Origin of the sequence: Daejeonella sp. (assembly GCF_049655485.1) — a bacterium.
Lineage (GTDB): Bacteria > Bacteroidota > Bacteroidia > Sphingobacteriales > Sphingobacteriaceae > Daejeonella.
Genome location: NZ_JBASJU010000421.1, coordinates 1 through 19,346, shown reverse-complemented (window position 1 = coordinate 19,346; position 19,346 = coordinate 1). Strand labels below are relative to the sequence as shown.

14 protein-coding genes and 1 pseudogene are annotated in these 19,346 nt (G+C 40.5%); 13 read left to right on the top strand and 2 right to left on the bottom strand.

The annotated features are described in order from the left end of the window. Nucleotides 1-2,846 (bottom strand): annotated as a pseudogene (locus WBJ10_RS17015) (translocation/assembly module TamB); the annotation flags it as partial. Between the two features lie 99 nt (nt 2,847-2,945). On the opposite strand from WBJ10_RS17015, the gene tsaD reads away from it, so the two are divergent. From tsaD to WBJ10_RS17000, 3 genes are all read left to right on the top strand, one after another. Continuing rightward, nucleotides 2,946-3,944, top strand: coding sequence for a tRNA (adenosine(37)-N6)-threonylcarbamoyltransferase complex transferase subunit TsaD (tsaD, locus tag WBJ10_RS17010; RefSeq protein WP_424292465.1), 999 nt, complete (start codon nt 2,946-2,948; stop codon nt 3,942-3,944). 747 nt (nt 3,945-4,691) lie between these two features. Continuing rightward, entirely contained in the window at nt 4,692-4,949 is a 258-nt protein-coding gene (locus WBJ10_RS17005; RefSeq protein ID WP_424292463.1) for a hypothetical protein, read from the top strand. A gap of 114 nt (nt 4,950-5,063) precedes the next feature. Further along, the gene (locus tag WBJ10_RS17000) at nt 5,064-6,365 is read left to right on the top strand and encodes an acetylxylan esterase (protein WP_424292461.1); all 1,302 of its coding nucleotides are present in this window, start codon (nt 5,064-5,066) and stop codon (nt 6,363-6,365) included. An 86-nt stretch (nt 6,366-6,451) separates the two neighbouring features. On the opposite strand, the gene WBJ10_RS16995 is transcribed toward WBJ10_RS17000, so the two are convergent. Continuing rightward, nucleotides 6,452-7,363, bottom strand: coding sequence for an AraC family transcriptional regulator (locus WBJ10_RS16995; RefSeq protein WP_424292459.1), 912 nt, complete (start codon nt 7,361-7,363; stop codon nt 6,452-6,454). Between the two features lie 240 nt (nt 7,364-7,603). On the opposite strand from WBJ10_RS16995, the gene WBJ10_RS16990 reads away from it, so the two are divergent. The 10 genes from WBJ10_RS16990 to WBJ10_RS16945 form a co-directional block, all read left to right on the top strand. After that, entirely contained in the window at nt 7,604-8,869 is a 1,266-nt protein-coding gene (locus WBJ10_RS16990) for an MFS transporter (protein ID WP_424292457.1), read from the top strand. A gap of 143 nt (nt 8,870-9,012) precedes the next feature. Then, on the top strand, nt 9,013-9,615 hold the full coding sequence (locus WBJ10_RS16985) for a 3-keto-disaccharide hydrolase (RefSeq protein WP_424292455.1): 603 nt from the start codon (nt 9,013-9,015) through the stop codon (nt 9,613-9,615). A 40-nt stretch (nt 9,616-9,655) separates the two neighbouring features. Beyond that, the gene (locus WBJ10_RS16980; RefSeq protein ID WP_424292453.1) at nt 9,656-10,741 is read left to right on the top strand and encodes a Gfo/Idh/MocA family protein; all 1,086 of its coding nucleotides are present in this window, start codon (nt 9,656-9,658) and stop codon (nt 10,739-10,741) included. Nucleotides 10,742-10,774: 33 nt separating this feature from the next. Beyond that, nucleotides 10,775-11,773 (top strand): 3-hydroxyacyl-CoA dehydrogenase family protein, encoded by a 999-nt coding sequence (locus WBJ10_RS16975; protein WP_424292451.1) that lies wholly within the window; start codon nt 10,775-10,777, stop codon nt 11,771-11,773. Between the two features lie 11 nt (nt 11,774-11,784). Beyond that, nucleotides 11,785-12,435 carry a carbohydrate-binding family 9-like protein gene (locus tag WBJ10_RS16970; RefSeq protein ID WP_424292449.1) on the top strand — a complete coding sequence of 217 codons (651 nt, stop codon included), beginning with the start codon at nt 11,785-11,787 and terminating at the stop codon, nt 12,433-12,435. 20 nt (nt 12,436-12,455) lie between these two features. Then, a complete protein-coding gene (locus WBJ10_RS16965; protein WP_424292447.1) occupies nt 12,456-12,854 on the top strand; it encodes a RidA family protein in 399 nt (132 codons plus the stop codon). A 14-nt stretch (nt 12,855-12,868) separates the two neighbouring features. Then, nucleotides 12,869-13,957 (top strand): dipeptidase, encoded by a 1,089-nt coding sequence (locus WBJ10_RS16960; protein WP_424292445.1) that lies wholly within the window; start codon nt 12,869-12,871, stop codon nt 13,955-13,957. Nucleotides 13,958-13,967: 10 nt separating this feature from the next. Next, entirely contained in the window at nt 13,968-15,086 is a 1,119-nt protein-coding gene (locus WBJ10_RS16955) for a D-TA family PLP-dependent enzyme (protein ID WP_424292443.1), read from the top strand. Nucleotides 15,087-15,643: 557 nt separating this feature from the next. Then, nucleotides 15,644-18,664 (top strand): SusC/RagA family TonB-linked outer membrane protein, encoded by a 3,021-nt coding sequence (locus tag WBJ10_RS16950; RefSeq protein ID WP_424292441.1) that lies wholly within the window; start codon nt 15,644-15,646, stop codon nt 18,662-18,664. A 28-nt stretch (nt 18,665-18,692) separates the two neighbouring features. Continuing rightward, a partial coding sequence (locus WBJ10_RS16945) for a RagB/SusD family nutrient uptake outer membrane protein (RefSeq protein ID WP_424292439.1) occupies nt 18,693-19,346 on the top strand: 654 nt, incomplete at its 3' end.

The window sequence follows — 19,346 nt, the reverse complement described above, 5'->3', positions numbered from 1 at the left end:
GTCACGAGGGTTTTCAGGAAGGGCTGAAAGATCACCACTTCATTGTTATCCATCATGACATTCAAATCAAGACTGTTTTGATCGCTATTAGCATTGTATGTACCATCTATTTCAAGAGTCTTTTTTCCCTGATTGACGATGTCCATTTCCACATTGATCAGCCTGGTATCGTTGTCGAATCCGGCAAGTAAATCAAGGTCGCCAATGAGTACATTATTGTAGTGTAAAGTGTCAATTTTGATCTCGGCTTCTACATTCGGCTTGTCTAAAATCCCGGCGAATTTGGCATCTCCATTCAGTTCACCTCTTAAGGATATTCCTGATGCCTGGGTCAGGGCATTAAAGGTAGTCAGCTTGAATTTATTGAAGCCAATGAGCAGCTCATCAGCGGGGTCTTTAGAGATGATACCGTCTATAGTCAGCATCTGATTATCCCGGAACAGCTCGAAGCCTGTAATTTTTGTCCTTCTGAACAGATTGAAATTATCATTGGCCCCGCGTCCTTCATCAAAGGCAAAACTTACTTTTTCCTGAATCTTCCAAACCTCATTGTTGATGATCACATCTGAAGGTAGAACACTCAAACGGATCATTTCATCACCTGTATCTCTGAATTCAACAAGGGAGTTCAAATCCAGCTGATTCATCGCATTTTTATCTGACAGTTTTATATTCAGGTTCAGGCTGTCGTTCCGGAGGATATTGGCAATGTTAATATTCTTGATATAAAGGCTGTCGGTGAGGTCAATCCTGTCCGATGTTATAAATACGTTCATTGCATCCGCCGAGGTACTCTCATCAATAATCAGGTTGTTGATCTTGAATTTATTATATTGAATAAGCTCTGCAAAACCGTTCAGATTGGCAATATTTTCGGATGAAACAAACTTCCCGTTGAAATTAGCTCCTTCCGGGATTTTCAAAGCAGGCATCAGCAGCAGGCTGAGGGGTTCGAAGTATTTTATTTTGAGGCTGAATTCAAAGTTTTGAAGTCCTGGTTTTGCATATTTCAACCTTAATGAAGGGATGTACTGGCTGGCTACGGACTTAAAGTAGTCAGGGAATGTCCTTAAATCATACTGACCCTTTATACTGGCATCCAGTATATCAGATTCGATCTTCAATTCCCGGTTCGTGCCGATGCCGATAGCCCGGAGGTTTACGGCGTTAACGATAAAGGAGTTGTCTGAATTGGTCAGGCGTATATCGTTGAGTGCAAAAGCTCCCTGTATATTGTCGAGATTAGAACCCGTAAAATTCGTTTTCAGGTCGGCGTCTATCTGGACGGTATCTTTTGTGAAATTTAATTTATGGAGGTTGGCTCCCCGGATGGAGGCGGTAAAGTTAAAGATAGGAAGCTGTGGTTTCAGGTCGATGCTTCCGTCGAAATCAAGTTTGATATTTCTGTCGTTGATCTTTATGATTCCCTGGAAAAGTTTGTTGATGAAACTTCCATTGACATTAATGTTGCTGTAGCGATAGCCATTGTAGTCGAAATACTTAATGTCACCCTTTACGCGCTCTTGTAGGGTATTAAAGTTAAATCCGCTGCCACTAATATTTGCCGTTAAGGTTGTCCTGCCCAAGTCGGCTCTGTCCAGTAATTCTCCGAGATTAAAATCATAAGCTTTGACTACCCCGCTGTATGTTGGATAGCCCTTACCATTGATTTTCATATTGAGGTCGGTAACTACCCGGCCAAGCTTAGTTTTAATCTCACCATAGGCAATGAAATCATTGGTGAAGCCTGTAAATCGCCCTTTGAAGTTAATATTGCCGAACTTCGATGCGATTGGTGGGATCAATGACTTGTTCGACCCGGTGGCTCTGGCGATGATCAAGTCGAGATCCTTCTTGTTCGTGGAAAACTGGTCTATTTTAAGATCCAGCATGGTGTTCTTTATATCTGGAAGGCCTTTTATATTAAAATCTCCTTTTAGATAGGTGGCTTGTCCGCTCCTTACGGCAAAATTCTTTGCCTTCATGTCGTTGATAAAGCCTGTTGCTTGTCCGTCTAAATCAAGGATAACATTTGACTTGGCAAGCTGCGGTGCAAAGTACGCTACATCGGAGCTGTTTATTCTTGAGTCTTTGAAATTTACTTTCAGTTCGACTTCGCTGATAAATTTCCCGAAGTCTTTGAAGTTGTCATATTTCATTAATAGATAATCCGACAGCCTGCTCGTAGACGTCTCTAGTAAGAGATCCTTGAACTCCATCTGGTTCGTGTCTATTGTCGCATTGGTAGTCAGGTTTTTTAAATAAAAACCGCTTTTATCACGAAGAGTGAGGTTTCTAAATCCTGCTTTAACCAGGTGATTCTTGGTATCCAGATTAAGAATGGTCGTGCTAAGATTGCGAAGCGCGATATCATTGAAATTTACTCCTTTTACCGGGTCCGTATTATTGAAGTTCTGGTATTTAAAAGCGATATTATTCAGGACTATTTTGTCAATTGTCACATCATAAGGCCTGCGTGGTTTTTTGGTGGGGGTAGGGTCGCCGGTATCAAAGTAATTAATTATGAACTCCACATTGGTGGCAGAATCCCGGTATTGTTTTAAATGGAACTTGCCATTATCCATCTGGATGGTGTTGACCGATATCTTTCTTAATTTTAGAGAAACCAGGTTCAGGTCGACGGTTAGCCTTGGGGAAAACAGGAGGGTGTCTTGTTCCCTGTCTTCAATATACAGGCTGTCAAGTACCAGAGATTTGAAAGGTTTAAAATGTAAGCTCCCTACCTCTACTCTGGTCTGCAGTTCTTCCGACAGATATTTCGCGGCTTTTTTAGCAACAAATGTCTGTACTGTTTTAAACTGGAGAGAGAATATTAAGGCGGCCACCAGCAACAACAGACTTGCGAGTATCCAGAGAGTTATTTTTAGTGCTTTTTTGATACTTTTGTATTTTAATCAGATAACGTTTAATAAACTATAATAGTTTTGGCAACTATACTTGGCATAGAATCCTCCTGCGATGATACGTCTGCATCAATTTGCATTGATGGGCTTATAGCATCAAATATAATTGCTAATCAGCTCGTCCACCAAAATTATGGAGGTGTGGTGCCTGAACTTGCATCGCGGGTTCATCAGCAAAATATTGTTCCCGCAGTTCAGGAAGCGATATCCAAAGCAAAAATACATAAAAATGACATTGATGCTGTAGCTTTTACGCGCGGCCCCGGATTATTAGGCTCTTTGCTGGTAGGCACCTCATTTTCAAATGCTTTCGCCCTGGCTAATAATCTTCCGCTTATAGAGGTTAACCATATGCAGGCCCATATCCTTGCGCATTTTATTGATGATAAACCCGAATTTCCCTTCTTATGTCTCACTGTTTCAGGCGGGCATACCCAGATTGTGCTTGTACGCGATTATTTTGATATGGAGGTGATCGGAGAGACGACAGATGATGCGGCGGGAGAGGCATTCGACAAGACTGCTAAAATACTGGGGCTGCCTTATCCGGGTGGACCACTGATTGATAAATATGCTAAGCTGGGTAATCCCAATGCGTATAAGTTTCCTGAACCTCAAATCCCGGGGCTCGATTTTAGTTTCAGTGGTTTAAAGACCTCCATTATGTATTTTGTCAGGGATCAGGTTAAAAAGGATCCTGATTTTCTTGCGAATAATATGAACGACATCTGTGCTTCGGTACAGGAAAGGATCGTCACGATCCTACTTAATAAATTGAAGAAGGCTGCAGCAGAATATAAGATTAACCGGGTGGCAATTGCGGGCGGTGTTTCGGCTAATTCTGGTTTAAGGGATGCGTTGAATAGTACAGCTGTAGAGTTAGGTTGGGAGGTTTTCATCCCTCAGTTTCAATATTGCACTGATAATGCGGCGATGATCGCGATTGCTGGGTATTATAAATATTTGAAGAAGGAATTTGTGGGACAGGATATAGCGCCCCTGGCAAGGATGTATTTTTAATTTTAATACCTTTATCGAATAAATCAGGTCTTTATATTATGCTTAGTACTCCGAGTATTATCTTCTTTCTTATTTTTCTCATTCCTCTGGTTGGTTTTTTAATCTGGCTGATGAAGGAGGATAAACGAAAGGGAAAAATTGGCCTGATGGTGCTAGCTTTTATGGTCATTGCAGGGATCATGTTCATGTATATCATGACAAGGGGGAAATAAGATATTCTTCCGTATATAGCCTGAAGGTCCCTCCCTGCGGTCGGGATGACGATTTACTTTTTTTAGGAAATGGAGATTTCTCCTCGCAAAACTTACACGATTAATTTAATAGGCTACATCGCTCGTCGAAATACCTTTCTATTTAATGGTAGATTATTTCGACGGGCGCAATAGCTATCATATTTAGCCCTCCCCTAAAGCCCGGAGAAATCTCCATTCTTCACACCAAATCACCCGTCATCCCGACCGCAGGGAGGGACCTCACGGATTGCAGACTTGTAGTTTTTCCGCTTTCCCGCCCCTGAAGGGGTCGCATGTTTATAGAATGGAGGTTGTGCTGCTTTCCCGACCCTGAAGGGGTCGCATGTGTTCGATGAGCCAATCTTTTAAAATTTCCACTTCACTACGATCACTTTGGCAGGATATTGGTTATTTATTTGAGAGATATAGTATGGCCGTCGTGATTTTTGGGATGATGAATCAAACACTCCGGGATCAGGATAGTTATACAAACAGAAACTAAATTGTAAAACAGATGGAAAATAACAAGAATTCAAATTTCGCATTCGCGATTTTAGCGGGAGTTGCCGCAGGAGCTGCAACCTACTATCTTATGAACAATGAGAACGGAAAGCAGCACTGGTTAACATTACTTAACACAGTGAAAGATTTGTCGGAAAAATTTCTTGAGTCTGAGCAAGGATCAAGAATGGCATCTGCTGGCAGAGATGCATCTGAATACATCAGCCAAAAGGCTAATGGTATTTTAGAAGAATCCAAAAAGTATTCTTAATAATATACAGGTTCATGATTTTTGAACCAATGGAGACCGTAAATCGGTCTCCTTTTTTTATGCATAAAATTCTGATATTGCTTCTTGATAAATTAAATGCAAATTTAACGATCAATGAAGCACCTAAAATTTCTACTCTTCTTATTGTTCCTGTCAGCAGGAATGCAGGAAAACTTCGCGCAGCCTGCCGAACAACTGGTTAAAGTTATCGTAGCTCCGGATCACGCTGACTGGGTTTATAGAACCGGGGAAAAAGCAAGGTTTATTGTTAGCGTCATTCAATCCGGAAATCTGCTGCAGAATGTAAAAGTTATATATGAAGTAGGTCCGGAAAGGATGCCGGCTGTAAAAAGTGATTCACTAGTAGCCAGGGATGGAAAGTTCACGATCGAGGGGGGCTCTATGACCAATCCTGGATTTTTACGTTGTGTGGTGACAGCGGAAGTGGACGGCAAGCGGTACAGGGGTTTAACAACGGTAGGTTACGATCCTGAGAACATCAAACCTGCCGGAACAGTGCCTGATGATTTCATGCAGTTCTGGAATAAGGCAAAGGCTGACCTGGCAAAGATACCCATGGATGCCCGAATGACCTTTCTTCCGGAACGTTCTACCGGAAGCGTCGACGTCTATCATGTAAACCTCCAGAATTTCAGAATGGGGGGAAGATTATACGGGATACTTTGTGTCCCAAAGAAGGAAGGAAAATATCCTGCTCTTCTCCGTGTTCCCGGTGCGGGAATCCGACCATACAATGGGGATATTGCGACAGCGGAGAAAGGGGTAATAACAATGGAAATTGGCATACATGGGATTCCGGTTAATATGGATCTTAGCCAGTACGCAAACCTCGCGGGTGGAGCACTGTCCGGCTACCAGACATTTAATCTTGAAGACCCGGATCGATTTTACTATAAACGGGTGTATATGGGCTGCGTCCGGGCTAACGATTTCCTGACCAGCCTGCCTCAGTTTGATGGTGTCAACCTCGGGGTAACGGGTGGCAGCCAGGGCGGGGCATTATCGATTGTTACTGCTGCGCTTGATCCAAGGGTGAAATTCCTCGGCGCTTACTACCCAGCTTTAAGCGACCTTACCGGCTTTATGGTCGGACGTGCTGGCGGATGGCCGCATATGTTTAATAAGGATAATGTTGATGCGCTGAGTACGAAGGACAAGATCAGGACTACGGGATATTATGATGTCGTCAATTTCGCCCGCCTGGTCAAAGTTCCGGGAATGTATAGCTGGGGCTTCAATGATGAAACCTGCCCGCCAACCTCGATGCATGCGGCATACAATGTGATTACTGCGCCGAAAACGTTGAAGTTATTTTTAGAGACAGGGCACTGGCAGTTTCCGGAGCAGAGGGAAGGGATGGAAAGGTGGTTGCAGGAGAAATCGGGGGTAGATTAATCACAAATCGTCACTGGGTGAAAATAAAGGCTTTATACAATCTTGAAAAAGGGGAATTCTGTTCGAAAATAAAATCCATTCTTAACCTAATGTCCTACGTTCACACGTCCTAAAACACCTGTTTGCGGTACGTTAACATTCGCTGTCCTCCGGTATTCACTGGGGGTCATCTTTTTAATCTTCTTAAATTGTCTGTTGAAATTAGCTAAATTATTGAAACCACACTGATATGCAATCTCAACTACATTTTTATCCAGCTCACTTAAATATCTACAGGCATGTCCTATGCGAACAATATTTAAGTACTCCACGAAGGTAACTCGGTAATGCACCTTGAAAAACGTGCAAAACGTGCTAAGGGCCATATTTGCAACTGAAGCTGCTTCTTTAAGAGTAATTTCCTTATCAAAATTATCCATTATGTAAGAATTAACCTTGCTGAACCTATCTGAACAGTCTGTGGGACCAGCGTCTAAATAACCGGGACTAGCTAGTAGGTCGTACTCGGATGTGCTACAAAGTAGATCAAATATGGTAAATAGCGACGATAGTCTTTGTATACCATTCATTAAAAGCATCTTGTTCATTATTGAGGCTATCCGTAATCTGGTAACACCCTTGATTACCAAACCGTGCTGTGATAATGTCAAGAAAGTCTTTAAAGAGCTCATCTCTGGAATGTCAAAAAAGTTCTCACCCAGAAAATCTTCGCGAAAATGAATGACGATTGCTTGAGCAGATTCGCTGACCTTACCATCTATATATTCAGGATCGTTAATCCACAAATGCGGAACCTTTGTCCCGATAAAAACTAAATCTCCCTCTCCAAAGTAACCAACGTGATCCCCAACCATCCTAACACCAGTGCTTTTATTTACTAATACGAGCTCGTATTCTGAATGAAAATGCCACGGGCAGGGGAAAAAACGTCCCTCTTCCTTGAAAACGATAAAGGATTTATCAAATTCTTGCGGCAAATGGCACTCGATAGCTTTCATAAGAATGATTATCAGTTAAGAACTCATATCTAATTTATGAAAAATGTTGTGCAAAAGTGTTTTCAGAAAAATAGTATCATAAATATATATAATAGTAGCAGTTTAAAGAAGTCAACTGCGATATTTTTGATATACACCTCTGATTATTTTACACTTAACTAAGTAGAATCACTAAAAAAGTAAGATGTCAATCCTGGTTTGGGGAAACGGATAATTCAACTAATTAAATTTTTAAAATAGATGGTGCAAACACAAATAAGAATCAAATTGGCAGTTTTCATGTTCCTTCAATATGTTATTTGGGGTTCGTGGTACGTAAGTATGGGAACTTACCTTAACAAGGTTTTGTTATTTAATGGTGAGCAGATTGGTCTTGCTTATGGTGCTTTTGCTATCGGCGCAATGATCTCTCCCTTTTTTGTCGGATTGATTGCCGATAGATATTTTGCATCGGAAAAGCTCCTTGCTTTTCTTGGAATTTTGGGTGGCCTATTATTATTTATTCTACCCGGACTAACTGAGTTTAGCTCGTTCTATCCCATGTTGATTATTTATTGTGCCACCTTTGTGCCTACTCTTGCATTGGGGAATTCGATATCGTTACATCACCTCACCAATCCTAAAAGAGATTTCCCTCTGGTTAAAACCCTTTCAGCCGTAGGTTGGATTGCAGCTGGGCTTATGCTTAGTTTCATTTTCGAAGGCGAACAATCTGCTGTTCAATTTTATGTTGCGGGAACAGTCTCCATACTATTTGGTCTTTTCTCACTTACGCTGCCGCACACTCCGCCGTTGAAGATCGGCAAGGATGTTAAACTCGGGGAAATCCTCGGTCTCGATGCCCTTGCACTTTTGAAAAAGCCTTCCTTCGCAATCTTCATCGCTTGCATGTTTCTTATTTGTATTCCTTTATACTTCTACTTCGTGAATATGAACTTATACGTAACTGAACTGGGATGGACCTTTTCTGCCGCAAAAATGTCTCTGGCCCAAGTATCTGATATTCTGTTCCTGATCTTATTGCCTTTGATGCTGAGGACATTCGGTTATAAGAAGACCATTTTTATCGGTATTCTAGGCTGGGCCGTACGTTATTTTATGCTGGCGGGAAGTGTTGATTCTGCAACTTTTCAAACAACGTTGGTCTTTGGTGCAATTTTATTACATGGAATGTGTTATGACTTCCTTTTCATTGCAGGGCAGCTGTATGTAGATGAAGAAGCGAATGAAAGGATACGCGGCGCTGCCCAAGGACTTATAGCCTTTATACTTTGGGGTTTGGGGGCGTTCGTGGGCACCCATCTTGCAGGGATTTCTCAAGCATCGCACACTCTTGCAGATGCAACGGGGAGTATACAACACGACTGGCAGGGGATCTGGATTTATCCTGCATGGGGTGCATTGGCAGTATTGGTTGTCTTCATGATATTTTTCCGAAATCCGTCGAAGGCTACAGTGTCAGCAGTAATCGCGGGTCGTAAACAGGAAAATGCTGAATTGCCATGATGATTTGAATGGCAGCTAGTATGTAGGACCTTACACAAATTCGGAGTAACGCTCTCTAAAAATTGTATTAATAATATAACTAAAAGTATCATTCGAATCTAGGCCTTAAAAGTATTTTTGAATGTATTTAAAAATTTAAAAAGATGATCAAATCTATATTGGGTTACTGCATTATTCTACTCCTGTTCACGATTGGTTGTTCGCCAAAGTTTTCACCCCTTTTTAATAACAACGATCTTTCCGGCTGGAAAATTCACGGCACTGAAAAATGGTATGTTCAAAACGGAGAGCTCATCTCTGAAAGCGGGCCTGACAAAGGATATGGTTACCTAGCTACAGATAAAAATTATAAGAATTTCATTTTGTCAGTTGAATTTAAACAAGAAGCTAATGGGAATAGCGGTGTTTTTATACGTTCTAACATTACAGGAACCCGGGTCAACGGTTGGCAAGTAGAGGTTGCGCCTCCAGGGCTTTTTACTGGAGGAATCTACGAATCATACGGACGTAACTGGTTAATAAAACCTGATCCGGAAGATGAAAAAGTTCTTAAACCGGATGACTGGAATAAAATGATAATCGAAGCACGGAACGATGAAGTAACCACTTGGCTAAACGGTAAACAGATGGTTTATCTTAAAGATGAACTAATCGGTAAAGGCGAGGGATCAATTGCCCTACAAATCCATTCAGGTGGAGGTATTAAAGTTAGATGGAGAAATATAAAGATTCAGCAGCTCCCATAATTACTCGAATTACCTAAGTGAAAATATGAATAAGTAAATTATGGAAAATCAATCAAAATCTTTACGAGTCCTCGTAGTAGGATGCGGGAATATGGGCTCGTCTCATGCAATTGCTTATCACACCCTGACCAGATTTGAGATCTGTGGACTAGTTTCAAAAGGAAAATCAAAGGAAAAATTAAACGACAAGCTAGGAGGTAAATACCCATTATTCGACGATGTGGATAAGGCAATAAGTGAAACTAAACCTGATGCTGTTTGCATTTCCACTTATCCAGATACACACGAAAGTTATGCTGTAAAAGCTTTTGAGAATCGTTGTCACGTCTTTATAGAGAAACCCGTTGCAGACTCTGTTGAGGGTGCTGAACGGGTCGTCGCTGCGTCAAAAAAGGCAAATAAGAAATTAGTAGTTGGGTATATCTTAAGGCACCATCCTTCCTGGGAGAAGTTTATTGAATTAAGCGGGCAGTTAGGTAAGCCGCTTGTAATGAGAATGAATCTCAATCAGCAAAGCGATGGAGCAATGTGGACCTTGCACCGTAATTTGATGGGTTCACTCAGTCCAATTGTAGATTGCGGCGTGCATTATATAGATGTTATGTGTCAGATGACACGGTCTAAACCGACGCAGGTGTATGCGATTGGGGCGAGGTTAACTGAAGAGATTCCAGCGGGGAATTATAACTATGGCCAGTTGCAAATACGTTTCGAAGATGGATCTGTGGGCTGGTATGAGGCAGGTTGGGGTCCTATGGTTAGTGAAACAGCATTTTTTGTGAAGGATGTCTTCGGTCCTAAAGGTTCGGTATCAATCGTCGCAAAAGACGCCGGGGGAGAGGGGAAATCTTCCTCTATTGAATCTCATACAAAAACAGAATCCATACGTTTTCATCATGCCGATCTGGATAAAGATGAAAAATTTGCCAGAGCGGATACCTGGATAAATCTTGAAGACGAACCTGATCACCAGGAGCTTTGTAATCGTGAGCAGAGGTATTTTCTAAAATCCATTAATGATGATTTAGACCTGAGCGCTCATGGCGAAGACGCAGTAAACAGCTTGCGCATTGCCTTTGCCTGTGACGAATCCGTTAGGACAGGTAAGGTTGTATACTTTACCTAAATCGGAACTGATTCTTTAACTTATTCTCCAAATATGTCTATTAAAACGAATGAAATTCCAGTTGGAGTTGTTGGCCTGGGTCTTATGGGCTGTAGTATAACGACATGTCTTCTGATGGCCGGCCACCCTGTTGTAGCCATAGCCCCCATAAGCATTGACATGGACCATGCAGAAAGCCGAATTCGAGCTCACTTCAAGAAAGCGAAGGAAGAGGGTATGATAAATGAAGATCCGGATTTCTATCTAAAGAACTTGCGAATTTCGGAAGACTATTCTCTTCTTAAACTATGCCAATTGGTTATTGAGTGTACTCTCGAAGATCAGGAAATCAAAAAGGTAGTCTACTCCAAGGTAGAATCTGTTATAGCTAATGATGCAATTCTGGCCAGTAATACTTCAGCAATTCCTATCAGTATTCTGCAGAAGCTCACTTTACATCCTGAACGCTTTTTCGGTTTGCATTGGGCGGAACCTTCCCATACAACGCGATTTCTGGAAGTGATATGCGGAGAATTAAGTGATATTGCTAAAGGCGAGTATTTGTATGAACTTTCGAATTTCTGGGGAAAAGAACCAACGTTGGTTAGAAAGGACATACGTGGATTTATTACTAACCGATTGATGTATGCTATGTATCGCGAGGCATTTTATCTAGTCGAGAATGGGTATGCCACTGTTGAAGATGTAGACCGGGCGTGTCGCAACAATACAGGATACTGGATGACATTTGTTGGTGTCTTCGGCTGGATGGATTTAACTGGCGTGCCCGCATATCATAATGTTATGAAAGACCTAAATCCAACCCTTTGTAATAATACGGGGATGCCCAAATTAATCGACGATATCGTAAAAGCTGGGGGGAAAGGTGTTAGCAATGGCCATGGGTTTTACAACTATACTCCCGAGGAAGCCAAAATGTTGGAAGAGACTTTTGCCGATTTTACTTATGAAATAAGAAAGCTAGCCCTGAAATATCCTGCAGATATTGTAAAAAGAAGACTTAAGGCAAAAGAGGTTGATAAAACGAATTAGAACTATTTGAAATGATTGAACAGAAACATCTGGTTGTTCCATTTTTAAAGACCAATGAAAAGACCGTGTTGACCGAAACATCGGGTCAACTGGATGCTGTTCAAAGACACAGTATTTCTTTTGTGCCATGGAAAGCCTACAGCTATAAGCCTGAAGTAGAATTCGCAATCGGATATTCAGATTATGCTTTATTGCTCAAATTTTTCGTTAGCGAAAAAGAGGTAAAAGCGATCTATGCGAAACCTAATGATCCTGTTTACAAAGACAGTTGTGTAGAGCTCTTCATTTCATTTGAGGATGAAAAGGAATACTACAATTTTGAGTTTAATTGTGCAGGTACTTGTCTGCTTGGATTCGGCAAGGAAAGAAATGAAAGGCTTCAATTATCAGATGAACTAATAGGTCGTATTCGTTATCAGTCGGTTTTAAAGCCTTCGAATTGCCCTGAGGCTAATATTTCATGGGAACTTACATTAGAGATTCCGTTAGATGTTTTTCACTTTCATCAAATAAAGACGTTGAAAAATAAACGAGCAAGGGCTAATGTGTATAAATGTGGTGATGATCTACTTCAACCACATTTTCTGGCCTGGAATGAAATTGAAACAGAAGCACCCGATTTTCACCGCCCGGAATTTTTCGGGTCTATCGAGTTCAGTTAATTATAATTTAAAACATAATCATGGAAAAAATAGAAATTCACCATCCCGACAAAGCAGATAAGACCTTTAGTACAGGCGCGTATTCTGCCGGTGTGATGGTAGCAAATGACTGGTTATTTGTCAGTGGCCAGGCTGCAGTGGATTTTACAACAAGTAAGTTTGAGTTGGGCACTATCGAAGAAGAAACACACCGGACTCTTCACAATGTAAAGCGCATTTGCGAAGCTGCAGGTTTTACTTTGGACGACATTGTGAAATGTACTGTTCACTTGAGCGATATACGTGATTTCGATCGCTACAATGTAGTTTATGCAAGCTATTTCACCAAAGTTAAACCGGCCAGGACTACAGTACAGTCAGTTTTAGGGCATGGGATTAAAGTGGAAATAGATGCGATTGCTTTTCGTCCGGGTAAGTAATAATAAGTGTTAAGATGACGGATCAACCGATATTTATTTTTGATTGCCATCTCGATCTGTCTATGAATGCGATTGAATGGAACCGGGATCTTAAAAGATCTGTCTATGAGATACGGGATATTGAAAAGGGAATGACAGATAAATTAGATCGGAGCTTAGGGACAGTGGCATTACCTGAATTACGAAAAGGGAAAATCGGATTGGTTGTAGCCACCCAGATTGCCCGCTATGTGGAAGCAGGAAGCCTAATTCCCGGCTGGAATTCACCCGAGATTGCATGGGGCATTTCACAGGCCCAACTCGCCTGGTACCGGGCTATGGAAGATCAGGGCCAAATGACACAGATAGTCAATTTGATCCAGCTAGAAGAACACCTTGCACTCTGGTTTGACACGGCAATTCCTGATGAGAATAAGCCAGTGGGATATATCCTAAGCCTGGAAGGTGCGGATTCACTTGTTAATATTTCTTATCTTGAAAAAGCTTATAGCTACGGTCTCCGTGCTTGTGGGCCTGCCCATTATGGCCCGGGTAGATATGCAGCAGGAACAGGCAGGACAGAAGGGCTCACTGTATCCGGAAGAGAGCTTATTGCAGAAATGGATCGCCTGAACATGATTCTCGACGTTACACATCTCACTGATAAAGGATTTGACGAGGCAACCTCACTGTATAAAGGGCCCATATGGGCAAGTCATCATAACTGTCGGAAACTAGTAAATCATACAAGGCAGATAAACGAAGAGCAAATAAAAGTGTTAATTGAACGTGATGCCGTAATCGGGGGGGCTTTTGATACCTGGATGCTTACAGATAACTGGGAGCGGGGTAAGGATGACCCCAAAGGGAGAGGGGTGCATCTGGAACTTATTATTGATCACTATGATCATATTTGCCAGCTGGCCGGCAATAGCCTGAATGTTGCAATTGGCAGCGACCTGGATGGGGGATATGGTAAAGAACAATCACCCTATGATCTTGAAGACATTTCAGATCTCCAGAAATTGCAAGGCATGCTTGCTAAAAGAGGTTATTCAAATGAAGATATTGAGAACATATTTTATAAGAACTGGCTTAGGTTTTTAAGGAAAGCCTGGGCATAAACCCTTTTATATGGACTGGTACACGGTAAAAAATGTGGACGATATTGACTCTCCAGCACTTCTTGTTTACAAGGACCGTGTCATGGATAATATTCGAAAAGTCCTCACTTTGGTGGAACTACCTCAACAGCTCCGTCCGCATGTCAAAACCATTAAAATAAGAGAAGTATGCACGATGATGCTGGACTTCGGAATAAAGAAATTTAAGGCCGCTACGATAGCCGAGGCAGAAATGCTGGGTATGGCTGGGGCAGAAGATGTAATTCTCGCCTATCAGCCGGTAAAAACCAAATTCCTCCGGCTCCTGAAACTTATCAGGAAATATCCGGGTACACAATATTCCTGCCTTGTTGACAATATAGACTCAGCAAGGTGGTTTTCTGATTTAATTTCCGGTGTTGAAAGAGCAGAAAATAGGGTACCATTGCAGGTTTACATTGACTTGAATGTCGGAATGGATCGTACTGGTATTAAGCCAGAATACGCTTATGATTTATACCATGCTATCCGATCATTGACTGGAGTTAAGTTTAAAGGATTTCACGCATATGATGGCCATATCAGAGTGTCTGATATCACTGAACGTACAGCCCAATGCGATAGAGATTTTCATCAGGTTGAACTGCTTAGAAGAAAAATTATGGAGGAGGGGAACGGGCTTCCCTTGCTGGTAGCGGGTGGAACACCAACGTTTACAATTCACTCAAAAAAAGAGAATGTAGAATGCTGCCCCGGGACTTTCGTCTTCTGGGATAAAGGCTACCAAGACACTTTGCCAGAACAGGATTTTCTTTATGCGGCATTAGTCCTTACACGGGTTGTGTCTCTCCCGCACGTGAATAAGATATGTATTGATCTCGGTTTCAAGGCCATCGCATCTGAAAATGACCTCCAGAATAGGGTTTACTTTTTAAACCATCCCAGTTTTAAGCCTTTGAGCCATAGTGAGGAACATATGGTAATATCTGTTGAGAAAGACCATGGCCTTAAAATAGGGGACCTGTTTTACGCCCTACCTGTCCATATTTGTCCTACGGTTGCCCTTTACGAAGATATTTTCCTTGTGAAAGACGCAGAAAGCAGCATCAATTGGAAAGTTGTTGCAAGAGACAGGATGATAACCTGTTAATCGAAACTAGAAGATGAAAGTCTACCATAAGTAGTGTGCAAATTAATTCCAATTCTCTACTCTTTTTTGATCATTCATTCAGTAAGTAAGTAACTAAAGCCTTTATCTTTTGTTTTTCTTTTGACGTCAACACTTTCTGAAAATTCAAATTATAGATTAAATTTTCCGCTTTTAGTCGTTCTATTCATTGCACTTCTAATCAAGACTGCTGTCTGGCAACCTCTCCTCCAATAGAATATTTCGAACTTTCTAAGAAGTTAAAATTTTTTAGACGATAAAAAGCTTAAATATAGCTAGTTATGGTGATTTGGTGGTCTTTTAGCCTTCACTTATAGCATTTCTGAAAAATAGTATTATTAATGCAAAAAGAAGTATTGGATTGGCTTGCGTATGTAAGTTATTTTTATAAAAGAAAGGGTTTGCGATCCACGGATCGATATGTTAACACGGATGATCAGAATACAGGTGGTTTGCAAACTTGTAGTTTTTATTAACCCATTTAAAGGAAAATATTTATGAAAATTTATTTACAAAATCATTTTTACTGGCGTAAGATAATGAAGTACACATTGTGTCAGATTATTCTTGGACTGCTATTAACAAGTATTTCTTTTGCGGAGAAAGGCTACGATAAAAAACAACCGGCAATTGTGGTTACCGGTAAAGTTACGGATCCAACTGGACAACCCTTAATAGGCGTCAGTGTTAAAATTAAAGGTACAAACATAGGGGCCAGTACCGATGCGAATGGTCAGTACAATTTAAATACTCCTGAAGGGAATATTACTTTAGTTTTTACATATATAGGTTATATAACTCAGGAAATTGGAGTAAGTAGCCGAACTACGGTCAATGTAACTATGCAGGAAGATGCTGCAAGTTTAGACGAAGTAGTTGTAATTGGGTATGGCACAATTAAAAAATCTGATATTACAGGTTCTGTCTCGTCTGTTTCGAGTAAAGATATTAATGCGGTACCAGCAGCGAACGTCATGCAAGCTTTAGCGGGAAGAGCAGCAGGAGTGCAGGTTAAGGCAAATAATGGATCCCCGGGAGCTCCTGTAAGTATTCGAATTAGAGGGACAAATTCAATAGTTGGAAATAATGAGCCCTTGTATGTCATAGATGGATTTCCTGTAAATGATGCTTTAAGTATAAATAATGCGAGTATAGAAAGCATAGAAATTTTGAAAGATGCTTCAGCCGTTGCAATTTATGGTTCCCGTGCATCAAACGGAGTGGTTCTAATAACTACCAAAAAAGGAAAAGCTGGAGAAACAAGGGTCAGCTTTGATAGTAGTCTGGGATCTCAGCAACTGATTAAAAAAATGGAGATGATGAATCCATTGGAGTATGCAGAGTATTTCAACTACATTCAAACTGCTCAAGGAGTAGCACCAATATTTTCAGGATCAAGATTAAGTGAATTTGCCGCAATGGGTGAAGGTACAAATTGGCAGGATGTTGTTTTTAGACGTGCTCCGATACAAAACCATACACTGGTTATAAGTGGTGGGGATCAAAAAACACAGTTTTCACTTACGGGAGGTATATTTGAGCAACAAGGAATTATAAGGAATAGTGATTACAAACGTCATTCTCTAAATAGTAATCTGCATCACAATATCAGTAAAAAATTCAGTGTTGATCTTACTTTAGCTTTATCGAAAAACAATAGTGCACGACAATCATCCGAACAAGGAAGATTTGGTACTTCACTTATAGGAAGAGCATATGGAATACCTTCTTATCTCCCGGTTTATAATGCGGACGGTACTCTAGCGGAACCAGTATTATTAGACCCAAGAGTATCAGAGGCACTTTGGAATCCCTTGAATTTTATTAATGAAACTAAAAACATTCTAAAACAGAATAACGTTCTCGCAAACGGTTCATTTACCTATAGAATAATCGAAGGTTTAAGTTTGAAAGTTTCGGGCGGTATTGAAAGCAGGAATGGCCTGGTCGATTTTTATCAGACTAAAAAATTCCAAAGTGTAAAAGATGGAGTTGCATCCCTGAATTCAACAGAATATACGAGTCTTCTGAATGAAAATATTTTAAGTTATAATAAAACTTTTAATGGAAAACATTCTGTGTCGGCCATAGCTGGTGGAACATACCAGAGTTTTAATAATACAAGTGTTTCCGCAGGAGGTAGAAACTTTTTAACTGACGTAACTGAGTCATGGTCACTTGCTGCTGCCGGGCTTCCTGGAATTCCTAATTCATCATTAACTGACGCAACTTTATTGTCAGGACTTGGAAGAGTTAACTATGGTTATGATAATCGCTACCTGTTTACTGTTAGTTATCGTGCCGACGGATCCTCTGTTTATTCAGAAGGCAATAAATGGGGATACTTCCCTTCCGCAGCTTTTGCATGGAGAATATCGGAAGAGAATTTTATGGATTTCGATAAAACGCCTATTAGTGACTTAAAGCTTAAAGCTAGTTGGGGAAGAGCGGGGAGCCAAGCCATAGCTCCATATTCTACGTTAAATCAATTAAGTGCAGGTTCCACAGTTTTTGGCACTGGATTGTATACTACCATGTCCCCAACATCCAGATTAGCTGCAGATTTGAAATGGGAAACAACAGAGCAGACTAATATTGGATTGGAAGTATCATTATTGAATGATCGTTTCACATTTACAGCAGATTATTATTCCAAGAAAACCAGCGACCTGCTTAATATGGTGCAGCTTCCGCGTTCTTCAGGCTATCAAAATTCTCTTAGAAATATTGGAGTAATAGGGAATAAGGGTTTCGAATTTGGAGCAGGTGCCAATATTTTTAATTCAGATAATTTCAAGTGGGATTTGGATGGAAACATCACATTTAATCGCTCAAAAGTTATTAAACTATACGGCGGTGTAGATATACAAGCCGGACTTTTACAAATGATCAGGTTTACTGATTTTGGTAACACCTATCGAGAAGGCCAGCCACTGGGTATTATATACGGATATCAGGAAGACGGTTATAAACCCAATGGGTATATTAAATACGTCGATCAAAATTCTGATGGTAAAATCGATTTGAAAGATAAGGTTCAAATCGGAGATCCGAATGCAAAGTTTATTTATGGAATAAACTCTAACATGGCTTATAAGAACTTCTCATTGTCATTGTTTACAGTTGGTTCCCACGGTAATAGTGTTATAAACATGAGTTCTGTTGCATATAATATCGATAATACTAATGGTACAAATAAATTGAAGGATGTTGTGGGAAATTATTGGACTCCGCAAAATACGGATGCGAAGTATCCTGCACCACTTCCTGCAAATGCAGCTAATCCATTATTGTTTTCAAATCGATACGTTGAGGACGGTTCATATTTAAGACTTCGAAATATAGAATTGGCGTATACGTTGTCAAAAATTAAGGGCTTTGGACTAAGGAACGCCTCAATCTATTTTAGCGGCCAAAATTTAATTACTCTAAGTAAATATTCCTGGTTAGATCCAGATGTAAATACTCGCGGTGGCGGTAATTCATTAGATCAAGGAATTGATTACGCCAGTTATCCAAACACCAAGTCGATTACCGGTGGATTGAGAATTAATTTTTAATAGAAATCAGATTTGTAAAAGTGTAAAAATGAAAAAGATAAATGTGATAGTAACGGTATTAATATTTTCTCTCTTCATTTCCTGTAAGAAAGATATATTAACAGAAAATCCTAAAACTTTAGTTGTAGAGGATTTTTATAATACAAATGGTCAGGTTGAAGCAGCCCTTGCCTCAATTTATACCCCAATTAGAGGCCAATTGGCAAGTTGGATGATTGGAGCGATTGAATGTCAAACGGAGTGGGGTGCAGGTTTAGTGGGTGCTACCAATTTTGATGGACACAAAACAATGCAAGGTCTGGATGCTGTTCCTGCAAATAATATTGTTCCAATATGGGACAATCTGTTTTTAGGTATAAGAAATGCAAATCTTGTAATTAAAAATGCTCCAAATGGTAAAGAATTAACGGCAGCGGCAAAGAGCGGATATATCGGAGAAGCTAGATTTATGCGTGCATTTATTTATTTCCAATTGGTAAAATCCTGGGGTGGAGTGCCATTATATACTGAGCTTAACATGGATAAAACAAGTGGTGTAGCAAAAAGTACCAAAGATGAAGTATATAAGTTGATTGTGAGTGATCTTAAATTTGCAGAAACTAATCTTCCTGATAACGCTCCATTACTTGGAAAGCCATCTAAACTTATTGCTAAGGCTGTTTTGGCTGATGTATATTTATAT

Excerpts from the sequence above, each read along its gene's own strand:
- WBJ10_RS17005 (WP_424292463.1), top strand. The coding sequence starts at position 4,692 with ATGGAAAATAACAAGAATTCAAATTTCGCATTCGCGATTTTAGCGGGA.
- WBJ10_RS17000 (WP_424292461.1), top strand. The coding sequence starts at position 5,064 with ATGAAGCACCTAAAATTTCTACTCTTCTTATTGTTCCTGTCAGCAGGA.
- WBJ10_RS16995 (WP_424292459.1), bottom strand. The coding sequence starts at position 7,363 with ATGAAAGCTATCGAGTGCCATTTGCCGCAAGAATTTGATAAATCCTTT.
- WBJ10_RS16990 (WP_424292457.1), top strand. The coding sequence starts at position 7,604 with ATGGTGCAAACACAAATAAGAATCAAATTGGCAGTTTTCATGTTCCTT.
- WBJ10_RS16985 (WP_424292455.1), top strand. The coding sequence starts at position 9,013 with ATGATCAAATCTATATTGGGTTACTGCATTATTCTACTCCTGTTCACG.
- WBJ10_RS16980 (WP_424292453.1), top strand. The coding sequence starts at position 9,656 with ATGGAAAATCAATCAAAATCTTTACGAGTCCTCGTAGTAGGATGCGGG.
- WBJ10_RS16975 (WP_424292451.1), top strand. The coding sequence starts at position 10,775 with ATGTCTATTAAAACGAATGAAATTCCAGTTGGAGTTGTTGGCCTGGGT.
- WBJ10_RS16970 (WP_424292449.1), top strand. The coding sequence starts at position 11,785 with ATGATTGAACAGAAACATCTGGTTGTTCCATTTTTAAAGACCAATGAA.
- WBJ10_RS16965 (WP_424292447.1), top strand. The coding sequence starts at position 12,456 with ATGGAAAAAATAGAAATTCACCATCCCGACAAAGCAGATAAGACCTTT.
- WBJ10_RS16960 (WP_424292445.1), top strand. The coding sequence starts at position 12,869 with ATGACGGATCAACCGATATTTATTTTTGATTGCCATCTCGATCTGTCT.
- WBJ10_RS16955 (WP_424292443.1), top strand. The coding sequence starts at position 13,968 with ATGGACTGGTACACGGTAAAAAATGTGGACGATATTGACTCTCCAGCA.
- WBJ10_RS16950 (WP_424292441.1), top strand. The coding sequence starts at position 15,644 with ATGAAGTACACATTGTGTCAGATTATTCTTGGACTGCTATTAACAAGT.